Origin of the sequence: Dietzia sp. CW19, assembly GCF_014145265.1 — a bacterium.
Taxonomy (GTDB): domain Bacteria; phylum Actinomycetota; class Actinomycetes; order Mycobacteriales; family Mycobacteriaceae; genus Dietzia; species Dietzia natronolimnaea.
Map to the genome: position 1 here is coordinate 1054 of NZ_JAALEE010000506.1, position 11471 is coordinate 12524.

General features: G+C 70.0%; 11 protein-coding genes. 7 read left to right on the top strand and 4 right to left on the bottom strand.

Features of this window, described 5'->3' with window-relative positions; translation table 11 throughout:
* On the bottom strand, window positions 1-1090 hold a 1090-nt coding region (locus G6021_RS14450), incomplete at its 3' end, for a multidrug effflux MFS transporter (protein ID WP_182641577.1).
* 114 nt (window positions 1091-1204) lie between these two features.
* Window positions 1205-1714: a hypothetical protein gene (locus G6021_RS14455; protein ID WP_182641578.1), complete on the bottom strand. Its 510-nt coding sequence runs from the start codon at window positions 1712-1714 to the stop codon at window positions 1205-1207.
* A 138-nt stretch (window positions 1715-1852) separates the two neighbouring features.
* Between G6021_RS14455 and G6021_RS14460 the strand changes: the two genes are divergently transcribed.
* Window positions 1853-2335: a VOC family protein gene (locus G6021_RS14460; protein WP_182609241.1), complete on the top strand. Its 483-nt coding sequence runs from the start codon at window positions 1853-1855 to the stop codon at window positions 2333-2335.
* Window positions 2336-2415: 80 nt separating this feature from the next.
* On the opposite strand, the gene G6021_RS14465 is transcribed toward G6021_RS14460, so the two are convergent.
* Window positions 2416-4113, bottom strand: a complete 1698-nt coding sequence (locus tag G6021_RS14465; RefSeq protein WP_182641579.1) for a fumarate hydratase — start codon at window positions 4111-4113, stop codon at window positions 2416-2418.
* Window positions 4114-4177: 64 nt separating this feature from the next.
* Window positions 4178-4744, bottom strand: a complete 567-nt coding sequence (locus G6021_RS14470) for a methyltransferase domain-containing protein (protein ID WP_182641580.1) — start codon at window positions 4742-4744, stop codon at window positions 4178-4180.
* Between the two features lie 195 nt (window positions 4745-4939).
* On the opposite strand from G6021_RS14470, the gene G6021_RS14475 reads away from it, so the two are divergent.
* From G6021_RS14475 to G6021_RS14500, 6 genes are read left to right on the top strand one after another with little or no spacing between them, the layout of a single operon-like run.
* Window positions 4940-5851, top strand: a complete 912-nt coding sequence (locus G6021_RS14475) for an ABC transporter substrate-binding protein (protein WP_182609238.1) — start codon at window positions 4940-4942, stop codon at window positions 5849-5851.
* Window positions 5852-5870: 19 nt separating this feature from the next.
* Window positions 5871-6893, top strand: coding sequence for a holin (locus tag G6021_RS14480; RefSeq protein WP_338404121.1), 1023 nt, complete (start codon window positions 5871-5873; stop codon window positions 6891-6893).
* Entirely contained in the window at window positions 6886-7935 is a 1050-nt protein-coding gene (locus G6021_RS14485; RefSeq protein ID WP_182641581.1) for an iron chelate uptake ABC transporter family permease subunit, read from the top strand. The genes G6021_RS14480 and G6021_RS14485 overlap by 8 nt, the downstream gene beginning before the upstream one ends.
* A gap of 15 nt (window positions 7936-7950) precedes the next feature.
* On the top strand, window positions 7951-8832 hold the full coding sequence (locus G6021_RS14490) for an ATP-binding cassette domain-containing protein (RefSeq protein WP_182641582.1): 882 nt from the start codon (window positions 7951-7953) through the stop codon (window positions 8830-8832).
* A gap of 41 nt (window positions 8833-8873) precedes the next feature.
* A complete protein-coding gene (locus G6021_RS14495) occupies window positions 8874-9860 on the top strand; it encodes an LLM class F420-dependent oxidoreductase (RefSeq protein ID WP_179525608.1) in 987 nt (328 codons plus the stop codon).
* Window positions 9861-9914: 54 nt separating this feature from the next.
* Window positions 9915-11207: an acetyl-CoA hydrolase/transferase family protein gene (locus tag G6021_RS14500; RefSeq protein ID WP_179526275.1), complete on the top strand. Its 1293-nt coding sequence runs from the start codon at window positions 9915-9917 to the stop codon at window positions 11205-11207.
* Window positions 11208-11471: the final 264 nt, after the last annotated feature.

Sequence of the window (11471 nt, forward strand, 5' to 3'; positions counted from 1 at the left end):
GCAGCGCGGATCCGGACCCCGAGTGCCCCCGGGTCGCCTGCATGGACAGGGCTGCCGCGTTGGGCAGGATCGCCCCGATCGACAGGGTCAGCAGGATGAAGCCCACGGTGACCGGTCCCAGCCCCAGGGTGCCGGCGGGGGACAGGGCGACGACGACGACGAGCACCGCGATCGCCGTGAGCATGCCGACCACCCCGGTGGCGAGGATCCTCTCTGGTGCGAACCTGCCGACCAGGCGTGCCCCGGCCAGGTTCGAGGCGAGGATGCCGAGGGCGTTGACGGTGAACGCCACCGAGTACGCGGTGGGGGAGAGGCCGACCATGTCCTGGTAGATGAACGGGCTCGCGGAGATGTACGCGAAGAGCACACCGAACGTGAACACGAACACCGACACCCGGGCCACGAACGGCCCGGAGGTGGCCACGAAACGCATGTCGCCCAGGGTGGACATGACGCCGCCGGTACGGCGGTCGCCGGGGTGCAACGTCTCGGGGACCGCTGCGACCACGCCGATCGCCGTGACCACCGACAGTCCGGCCAACAGCCAGAACAAGCCCCGCCAGCCGCCGAACGGGACCACGGCACCGCCGACGAGCGGGGCGATCACGGGTGCCACCGACTGGAGGGCCATGAGGGTCGCGAACGCCTTGGCGACACCGGCACCGCGGCCGACGTCCACCACCACGGCCTTGCTCAGGACGATCCCCGCCGCGCCGAAGAACCCCTGGGCGACCCGTCCCAGCACCAGTACCCAGATCGACGGGGCCAGCGCACACACCACGGCCGCGACCGCGGTGCCCACCGAACCCAGGATCAACAGGGTGCGCCTGCCCACACGGTCCGAGAGCGGGCCGATCACGAGCTGCCCGGCGGCCAGCGAGACCATGAACGCGGTCAGGGTGAGCTGGGCGACCGAGGCGGAGACCCCGAACTCCCCGACGATGAGGGGAAGCGCGGGCAGGTAGGTGTCGGTCGCGAACGGCCCGATCGCACCGGCCAGGGCTAGGGGCAGCAGCACGGCGGCGGGTACGGTCCCCGGCAGTGTGGACGGGGGATCCGGCGCCTGGGCGCGGGGGAGGGTGGACTTCACGGGAGGACGATAGCCCCGCCGGAGAGGGCCGCGCGACGCCCCGATAACCCGCTTTCACCCCCGTTCCGATGCCCGACGCGCGGGCGAACCGTGCGGGTGACGGGCGACTGCTGGTCAGTCGGTGCGGACCTCGGCGACCCCGTCGAGATATGTGATGACCCCGCCCTCGAAGGTGGAGATCCATCCCCCGTCGGTGGTGGCCTCGTCCGCGGTGGGAAAACCCAGCTCGCCTGCGGGCCCGCCCGCGTCCAGGTAGGCGGCGAGGATCTCGCCCTGCACCACGAAGGCGCGCCCCGCGGGGGTGAGGACGATCGCCCCGCGTTCGAACTCGGTGATCGAGCCGCCCTCTACATTGGTGGCGGGTCCGGCCGCCCGGCCCAGTTCGCCCGCCTCGCCGCCGAGGTCGTTCCAGCGGTCCGCCACGGGTGCCGGGACCTCGACCGTCGAATCGGCGGGCCCGGGGACGGGGGCCGAGGTCGTCGTGGACATCACCTCCGAGGTGGTCGGTGACACCCCGGTCGCCTCGTCCCGGCCCGATTCGCCGTCCGTCCCACAGGCGGAGAGCCCTGCGGTGGCGGCCGCGGCGACCGTGACTGAGGCGAGGGTACGCGTGATCCTGTTCATGCACGTAGATCCTAGTCGCGGCCAGACCGGCGCCGAACGTCGTTGCCGGATCGCGACACTCCAGGGTGTTCCGCGGGGGCCGCGGTCGGGGGACACTGGATCCGGGCCACGCCCGTCGGGGCGGGAGGAGGGGGCGACATGTCGAGGTTCGTCACGTGTCTGTGGATGGACGGGCAGGCCGAGGAGGCCGCGGAGTTCTACTGCTCGGTCTTCCCGAACTCGCGCGTCATCTCGGTCGACGAGTCCCCGGTCGACACGCCGGGGCCGAAGGCCGGCGAGGTCCTGACAGTGGAGTTCGAGCTCGACGGTCGGGCCTTCCTCGCCCTCAACGGGGGTCCGGGGGTCGAGTACACCGATGCGATCTCGCTGGAGATCCGGTGCGCCGACCAGGACGAGATCGACCACTACTGGGACGGCCTGCTGGCCGGCGGGGGCCGGGAGGTGCAGTGCGGCTGGCTCATCGACCGTTACGGAGTGCGCTGGCAGGTCGCACCGGAGTCGTTGTACGAGCTGTGGCGCTCGGGGGACCAGGCGGCCACCGCACGGGCCTTCACGGTGATGATGGACATGGTCAGACTCGACGTGGCCGCACTGGAGGCCGCTGCCCGGGGAGTCTCGTGACGCCACCCCCCGGGCGGTCACCCATGCAGGTCACATAGCCCGCGCGTGTGTGGCCCCCGCAGGTCACAGGCCCGCACAGGTCACAGACCCGGGCGCTTGCCCACCGTCAGCGTGACCTCGCCGGTGTGGGCGAAGAAGTCCTCGCCCTTGTCGTCGACCACGATGAACGCGGGGAAGTCCTCCACGTCGATCTTCCACACCGCCTCCATGCCGAGTTCCTCGTACTCGATCACCTCGACGTGCTTGATGCAGTCCTGGGCCAGCCGCGCGGCGGGGCCTCCGATCGAGCCGAGGTAGAAGCCGCCGTGGGTGGCGCAGGCATCGGTGACCTGCTTCGAGCGGTTGCCTTTGGCCAGCATGACCATCGAGCCGCCCGCGGCCTGGAACTGCTCGACGTACGAGTCCATGCGGCCGGCGGTGGTGGGGCCGAACGATCCCGACGGCATCCCCTCGGGGGTCTTGGCGGGTCCCGCGTAGTAGACCGGGTGATCCTTGAGGTACTGCGGCATCTCCTCGCCGGCGTCGAGCCGCTCCTTGATCTTGGAGTGGGCGATGTCGCGGGCCACCACCAGGGGACCGGTGAGGGACAGACGGGTCTTGACCGGGTGCTTGCTCAGCTCGGCGAGGATCTCCGCCATGGGCTTGTTGAGGTCGATCCTCACCGCGGCGCCCTTGCCGGTCCCGGACACGCCGTGCGTCGTGGCGTCCAGTTCGGCGTCGGTGGTGGCGGGCAGGAAACGGCCGGGATCGAACTCGAGCTGCTCGAGGAACACGCCCTCCGGGGTGATCTTGGCCTTGGCCTGACGATCGGCGCTGCAGGAGACGGCGATCGCGACGGGGAGTGACGCCCCGTGGCGGGGGAGGCGCACCACGCGGACGTCGTGGCAGAAGTACTTACCGCCGAACTGCGCGCCGATCCCGATCTGCTGGGTCAGCTCGAAGACCTTCTCCTCCAGCTCCACGTCGCGGAATCCGCGGCCCGACATGGCCCCCTCGCGGGGGAGTTCGTCGAGGTAGTGCGCCGAGGCGAGCTTGGCCGTCTTGACCGCGAACTCGGCGGAGGTGCCGCCCACCACGATCGCCAGGTGGTAGGGCGGGCAGGCCGCGGTGCCGATCGAGCGGATCTTCTCCTCGATGAACTGCATCATCCGCTCGGGATTGAGGATCGCCTTGGTCTCCTGGTACAGGAAGGACTTGTTGGCCGAGCCGCCGCCCTTGGCCATGAACAGGAACTTGTAGCTGTTCTCGTGGCCGGGCGTGGTGTCGGCGCCGATCTCGATCTGGGCCGGGAGGTTGTTGCCGGTGTTCTTCTCGTCCCACATGGTGAGGGGGGCGTTCTGCGAGTAGCGCAGGTTGAGGCGGGTGAACGCGTCGTAGACGCCGCGGGCGACCGCCCGCTCGTCGGGCCCGGGGGTGAGCACGTGCTGGCCGCGCTCGCCCTTGACGATCGCGGTGCCGGTGTCCTGGCACATCGGCAGCACCCCGCCGGCGGCGATGTTGGCGTTCTTGAGCAGGTCCAGTGCGACGAACTTGTCGTTGTCGCTGGCCTCGGGGTCGTCGAGGATCTTGGCCACCTGCGCCAGGTGGTCCGGGCGCAGGTAGTGCGAGATGTCGTGCATCGCCGTCTCGGTGAGCAGCCGGATCGCCTCGGGGTCCACGCGGAGGAAGGTCGTGCCGTCCGGGCCCTCCACCGTGGAGACGCCCTCGGTGGTCAGGAGGCGGTACTCGGTGGTGTCCGCACCGACCGGGAGGAGGTCCTCATAGACGAACTCGGGCATCGACGCTCCTGGATCTTCAAGGGGGGTAAAACTTCCGTCCAGGATAATCGTCCGATTGCGCAGGTCAGAATCGGGTGTCCAGCAGGGGGACGAAGCGGTATCCGCCGTGGTCGGTGACCTCCACCTTCCCGCCGGTGCGCCGCACCCGGTGCATCACGTCCCGCCAGGGAGCGACCATCACGCCGTCGTCGTCCAGTTGGTCCACGAGTTCCTGCGGCAGGGCCCGGCCCATCGCCGAGACGAGGATCCGGTCGAAGGGGCCGTACTCCGGCAGGCCCAGCACGCCGGGCCGGGCCTGGTGTACCCGCACCCAGGGCTGGGTGAGGGCCGCGCGTGACCTCTCGACCAGCTCCGGAACAAGCTCGACCGCGTACACGGCGGACCCCGGTCCGCCCAGTTCGCCGAGGATCGCCGATGTCCAGCCGCTGCCGGAGCCGACGTCGAGGACCCGCATCCCGGGGAACGGTTCGAGGAGGGTCATCATGTCCGCCACGGTGGAGGGTTGCGAGTTCGTCTGCCCGTGGCCGATCGGCAGCGGAGCGTCGCGGCGGTGGTCGCCCGCGACCTCAGGGGGGAGGAACCGTCGCCGGTCCTGGGTGCGCATCGCCCTCCGGACCTCCGCGGTGGGCATGCCGGGCCTCCTTCGCGACGGGATTCCGATGGCGTGATCGTACTCGCGCCGGGGTCCCGTGGCCACGGGAGCGGGCCGGTCGGCGCGAGGTCCCCACCACCCGCTTCTGAGGGAAGGCACACCTTGGTTTTGCCCCTGCGCACACGGCGTGGTTAAGGTGAGCCTAACCTACTGACTTAAGCCCCTGGAGACACTGTGAACCGATTCCCCACGATCGTCGCCGCGGCAGCCGCCCTCGCCCTGACCGGCGGCGCGCTCACTGCCTGCGGAAGCTCCGACGCGCAGTCCACCGGCACCGACGGTGAGGGGCCCGCGCGGGTCGTCCTCACCAGCCACGCCGCTGCCGACACGCTCGACGAGCTGGATCTCGAGGACCGGGTGGTGGGCCTGACCAAGACCGGGGTGTTCCCGGACGCGCTCGACACCTATGCGAGCGATGAGTACACGGACGTCGGCAGCCTCAAGGAGCCGAAGATGGACGTCATCGCCGAGCTCGGCCCCGATCTCATCCTGTTCGGTGCGCGCACGGAGGCGATGGAGCCCGAGTTCGCCAAGATCTCGGACCAGGTGATCGCCGGTGATCCCGACACCTCCGACACGGTCGCGTCCAACCGCGCCAAGGTGGAGGAGATCGCCGCCCTGTTCGGTGCCGAGGACAAGGCGGCGGAGCAGCTCGCCGAGATCGACGAGAGGGTCGCCGAGACGCGTGCCAAGGCCGAGGACGCCGGAACGGCACTGGTGCTCATGACCTCGGGCGGCAAGGTCACGGCCTACGGCCCCGGGACCCGGTTCGACATCATCTTCAACGAACTCGGAATGGAGTCGGCCGGTGACGTCGCCGCCGAGGGCAGGCACGGCGCACCGCTCAGCTGGGAGCAGATCGCCGAGCTCAACCCCGATCACGTCTTCGTGATCGATCGGGACGCCGCGATCGGTGCCGAGGGTGAGGCGGCCACAGCGCTGCTGGACAACCCCCTGTTCAACCGGACCTCCGCCGCGACCAACGGCAACGTCCACATGCTCGACGGGCAGAACTGGTACCTCATCGGCGGCGGGCTCGGCGTCCTGGACGCCATGATCGGCGAGATCGACTCGGCAGTCTCCTGACCGCGGGGAGCACCCGGTCGTGACCACCACCCTGTCGGAGAACCGGCCACGGCACCAGGCGCCCTGGCCGGTTCTCGGCGTGGCCGCACTACTGGTGGCACTGGTCGCGAGCGTGTTCGTCGGCGCGGCCGACATCACGGTCCGGGACGTCCTCACCGGTGGCCTCACCGAGGCGCATCGCGTCTACCTCCTCGAGGCACGCCTGCCCCGGACCGCGGCGGCAGCGCTCGCCGGGGCGTCCCTGGCGGTCGCCGGACTGCTCATGCAGCTGCTCACCCGCAACCGCTTCGTGGAGCCCTCCACCGCCGGGACGGTCGAGTCCGCCGGATTGGGCCTGGTCGTGGTGGCGATCCTCGCCCCGGGCGCCCCGATCGTGGTGAAGATGCTCGTGGCGATGGTGTTCGCCCTCGCCGGCACCGCGCTGTTCCTCGCGTGCATCCGTCGCGTCGCCGTCTCCGACTCCTTCATCGTGCCGCTCATCGGCATCATGCTGGGCTCCGTCGTGGGTGCGGTCGCGGCGTTCCTGGCACTGTCCCGGGATCTCCTCCAGATGCTCAACGCCTGGATGCTCGCCGACTTCTCCGCGGTCCTCGCCGGGCGGTACGAACTGCTCTGGCTGGTGGCCGTCCTCGGGGTGATCGCCTACATCACGGCGGACAGGTTCACCGTGGCCGGGCTGGGGGAGGACGTCGCCACGGGCCTCGGTGTGGATCACCGCACGGTCGTCGCCCTGGGAATGTCCATCGTGGCGGCCGTCGCCGCCGTCGTCGTCGTCACCGTGGGCGCCCTCCCGCTGCTCGGACTCGTGGTCCCCAACGTCGTCTCCAGACTCGTCGGCGACGACGCGCGCCGCGGCCTGCCGCTCGTGGCGCTCCTCGGCGCGGTCACCGTCCTCGTCTGCGACATGGTCGGACGGTCGCTCCCGGGCATCCTCGCCGGTGGCTCGACCGGTGCGGGTGAGATCCCCGTGGGGACGCTGGTGGGGATCATCGGCGGGGCCGTATTCCTGGCGATGATGCTGCGGGCGGTGCGCAATGGTTGAGACCCCTACCGCGGAGCGCCTGCCGCAGCAGCTCCGGCGTGGGCGGACACGGACCGAGTCCGACCGACGACGCCGGTGGCTGGTCACCCTGGTCTGCGCCGCCGTCGCGGTCGGGGCGCTGGCCGCACTCGTCCTGACCGGCCTCCCGGAGACCGTGGGCTCCAGGGCCTGGCACTACTCGCTGGACCGGTTGTCCCGCCATGCCGTGGCGATCGTCCTGGTGGCCGTGGCCGTGGGCGTGTCGACGGTGTTGTTCCAGACCGTCACCGGGAACCGGATCCTCACCCCGGCACTCATGGGCTTCGACTCGCTGTACCTGCTCGTCCAGACGATGCTCGTGTTCTTCGTGGTCCCGCGTCCCGAGGCCCTCGCCGGCGGCCTCATCAGCGGCGGCCTCTCCGGATTCCTGGGGCAGACGGCGATCATGGTCGTGGCCTCGACCGCGCTCTACCTCTGGCTGCTCGGTGGGCGGAGGACCGACATCCACCTGCTGTTGCTGGTCGGCGTGGTGTTCGGGGTGTTCTTCCGCTCGATCTCCTCGTTCTTCCAACGCCTGCTCGACCCGGCCGCCTACCTGCGGGTCCAGGACGCCATGTTCGCCAGCTTCCGGGGTGTGCAGCCGGACGTCCTGGTCGCGTGCGGACTCATCGTCGCCGCCTGCCTGGGTGTGGTCGTGCTGCTCGGCCGCAGGCTGGATGTGATGCTCCTCGGCCGTGACCCGGCGGTCGCCCTGGGCGTGAACCACCGCCGGGTGACGATCGTCGTGCTGGTGGTGGTCTCGTTCCTCGTCTCCGCGTCGACGGCGCTGATCGGCCCGGTGATGTTCTTCGGGCTCATCGTCGCCAACGCCGCCTACGCGCTCCTCGGGACCACCCTCCACCGCTTCACGCTGCCCGTCGCCTCGCTGCTCGGCGTGGTCGCGCTGGCCGGTGGGGAGTTGGTGCTCGGCGCCCTGGGCGTCGAGTCCGCGTTGAGCATCGTCATCGAGTTCGTCGGCGGCCTGCTGTTCCTGTTCCTGCTCCTGACCAACCGCGCACGCTGACGAAAGAAGCAGATCATGTCCCTCCTCCCGTTCCGTCGCCGCGGTGACCGGACCAGCGCGACCCCGTGGCCGGCCGAGCGCCCGACCGGGGACGGTATCGAGGCGAACTCGGTGTGCGCGTCATACGGCGACACACAGGTCCTCCGCGACGTCACCGCGTGCTTCGCCCAGGGCGGCGTCACCTCGTTGATCGGACCCAACGGCGCCGGCAAGTCCACGTTGCTGGGGGTCATGAGCCGACTCCAGGGAGCCGACTCCGGACACGTCCTGGTCGACGGGGTCGATGTGTCCGTGAACGGTGGCCGCGAGCTCGCGCGACGCCTCGCGGTGCTGCGTCAGGAGAACGCCGTCTCCATCCGCCTGACGGTCCGCGAACTCGTGGCCTTCGGCAGGTTCCCGCACAACGGTGGCCGACCCACCCCCGGGGACGACGAGCACGTCGGGTACGCCCTGGCGGCGATGGAGCTGGAGGGCCTGGCCGACCGGTACCTCGACGAGCTCTCCGGCGGCCAGCGCCAACGCGCCCACATCGCCATGGTTCTCGCGCAGGACACGGACTACGTCCTGCTCGACGAACCGCTCAACAACCTCGACCTGCGTCACGCCACCTCGATCATGCGGTTGCTGCGCCGGACCGCCGCGGAGCGGGACAAGACCGTCGTCCTGGTGATCCACGACATCAACATCGCCGCCGCCTACTCGGACCGGATCATCGCCATGAAGGACGGCTCGATCGTCGCCGACGGCACGCCGGCGCAGATCATGCGGACCGACGTCCTGCGGTTGGTGTACGACATGGAGATGCAGGTCGCCGAGGTCGCGGGGCGATACGTGGCGCTGTACTTCGACGGCGAGGACGAGCCGGAGGGCATCGGCGCGGTCCTGTCCACCGCCTGACCGGCTCTCCCGGGGTGGCCCACGGCGCTAGTGTCGGGGGCATGCGTTTCGGACTCTTCCTGCCCCAGGGCTGGCGGCTCGACCTGGTCGACGTGCCCCCCGCCCGCCACTGGCCGGTCATCACCGACCTCGCCACCCGTGCCGACGCGGGCCCGTGGGAGTCGGTGTGGGTGTACGACCACATGCACACCGCACCGCTCACCACCGGAGAGGCCACCCACGAGGCCTGGACCCTGATGTCCGCCCTCGGCGCGGTGACCTCCCGGGTGCGGCTGGGTCAGATGTGTACCTGTCTCGGGTACCGCAACCCCGCGCTCCTGGCGAAGATGGCGTCGACCGTGGACCACATCTCCGGCGGACGCGTCGAGATGGGGATCGGGGCCGGCTGGTACGAGCACGAGTGGCGGGCCTACGGCTACGGGTTCCCCTCCGCCGGTGAGCGGATCGCCATGCTCGACGAGGGCGTGCGGATCATGACCGAGGCCTGGGCCGACGGCATCGTCTCGCTCGAGGGAGACCACTTCCGGGTCGACGGTGCGATCGTGCGACCCCGGCCACTGCAGGAGGGTGGCATCCCGATGTGGATCGCCGGCGGCGGCGAACGCAAGACCCTCCGGATCGCCGCCCGCCACGCCGACTACACGAACTTCGACGGCAGCCCCGAGGGGTTCGCCCACAAGTCGGAGGTCCTGTTCGCACACTGCGCGGACGTGGGCCGGGACCCGTCCGAGATCACGCGCACCGCCAACTACAACGTGGCCGTGGGGGAAACGGAGAAGGACGTCGCCGACAGGCTGGCGTTCCTCCGTGACCGGATGGCCCGCCACGTGGGCGCGGACGAGGCGGACCGGCAGCTCGGCGCGTACCGCGGGCTGCCCGCGGTGGGCACGCCCGGGCAGATCGTGGACAAGCTCCGCGAACTCGAGGGTCTGGGGATGACCTACGGGGTGTTCTACTTCCCCGAGATCGCCACCGACACCTCGGGGCTCGAGTTGTTCGAACGCGAGGTCATCCCGGCCCTGGCATGACCCGCCCGCCGGGCGGACGTCCCCACCATCCCCGACCACCGGAGTGCGACCGTGATCAAGGACATCCACTATGAAGAGCTGCCCGCCGAGGCGGTGCTCGATCACGTCACCCCGGGGATGCACATCATCTCGCCGATCCAGAACGCGGCGCCCCCGGCGTTGCTGCGCGCTCTCGACGCGGGGGCCGAGGGGTTCTCCGGCGTCACCATCCACCACATGGACCCCTGGGAATCGCTGCCCTTCATGGAGGGTGCGTACCCGGGCAGGCTCCGGCACGTGGACTACTTCCTCGGTCCCGGTTCGCGGAAGAACTTCCACGAGGGCACGTGCGATCTCGTTCCGGTCGACTTCGCGCAGGTGCCGGCGACCCTGCGTGAGTTCAGCCCGCCCGGCCTCGCCGTGACCACGGTCTCCGAGATCGACGAGCACGGGTTCTTCTCGATGGGCACCAACGCCGACTACGTGGCGTCCTTCATCGGACAGGTGCCGTTCTTCGTCGAGGTCAACGCCAACATGCCCCGGACCTTCGGGCGCAACCACATCCACATCTCCCAGGTCGTGGGCGTGACGCGGAACGACGCCCCGATGATCTCGATCGAGCCGCCCGTGCCCGGCGAGATCGAGCACGCGATCGCCGACCTTATCGCCGAGCGGGTGCCGGACGGGGCCTGTCTGCAACTGGGGGTCGGCAAGCTCCCCAACGCGGTGCTGTCGCGGCTCACCGGGCACGAGAACCTGGGGATCCACACCGAGGCGCTGTCGGACGGCGTGATGGACCTCGTGGACGCCGGCGTCATCGACGGATCACGGAAGACCGGCCGGCCGTTCAAGCACGTCACCACCTTCGCGGTGGGGTCGCAGAAGCTCATGGACTGGCTGCACAACAACCCGTCGGTCGCCATGCTCCCGGTGGACATCGTCAACGACCCGCGCGTGATCGGTCAGGAGCACAATCTCCATTCGGTCAACGCCACGAGCGAGGTCGACCTCTACGGGCAGGCGGCATCGGAGACGATCGGTGGACGGTACTGGTCCGGAGCCGGTGGTCAGGCGGACTTCGGCAGGGGCTGCAGGTTCTCACCCGGTGGCCACGGGTTCATCGTCACCCCGTCCCAGACCTCCGGCGGTATCAGCCGGATCACGCTCTCGTTGACGCCCGGGAGCCCGGTGACCACCCACAAGAACATCATCGAGAACGTCGTGACCGAGTACGGGATCGCCACGCTCAGGGGTCGGTCGGTGTCCGACCGCGCCGCCGCACTGATCGCGATCGCCCACCCGGACCACCGCGAGCGGCTGAGTCGGGAGGCCCGCGACGCCGGGCTGTTGCCGCGGACCGTGCACTAGGGCCGGATCACCGACGGCCCACCGGCGCCACGTGCGCGGCGCCACGTTCGCGGCGTCCACGTGGGTCGACCGGTGGCAGGGGGCCCGGAGGGGGGTTACGTTTCCGGTGGAATGTGACCCCTGACATCGGAGGAAATCATGGACCCCATCATCTGGATCGTCATCGGGGTGGTCGCAGTGGTCGTGGTCATCGCGTTGATCGCGTTGGCCGCGAGGAACAGCAACAGGAAGAAGCTCGGCGAGGCGGCCGAACTGCGTAAGGAC

What these genes read in the sequence shown, in the direction of transcription:
- G6021_RS14455 (WP_182641578.1), bottom strand. Translation starts at nt 1,714, where the DNA reads ATGAACAGGATCACGCGTACCCTCGCCTCAGTCACGGTCGCCGCGGCC.
- G6021_RS14460 (WP_182609241.1), top strand. Translation starts at nt 1,853, where the DNA reads ATGTCGAGGTTCGTCACGTGTCTGTGGATGGACGGGCAGGCCGAGGAG.
- G6021_RS14465 (WP_182641579.1), bottom strand. Translation starts at nt 4,113, where the DNA reads ATGCCCGAGTTCGTCTATGAGGACCTCCTCCCGGTCGGTGCGGACACC.
- G6021_RS14470 (WP_182641580.1), bottom strand. Translation starts at nt 4,744, where the DNA reads ATGCCCACCGCGGAGGTCCGGAGGGCGATGCGCACCCAGGACCGGCGA.
- G6021_RS14485 (WP_182641581.1), top strand. Translation starts at nt 6,886, where the DNA reads ATGGTTGAGACCCCTACCGCGGAGCGCCTGCCGCAGCAGCTCCGGCGT.
- G6021_RS14490 (WP_182641582.1), top strand. Translation starts at nt 7,951, where the DNA reads ATGTCCCTCCTCCCGTTCCGTCGCCGCGGTGACCGGACCAGCGCGACC.
- G6021_RS14495 (WP_179525608.1), top strand. Translation starts at nt 8,874, where the DNA reads ATGCGTTTCGGACTCTTCCTGCCCCAGGGCTGGCGGCTCGACCTGGTC.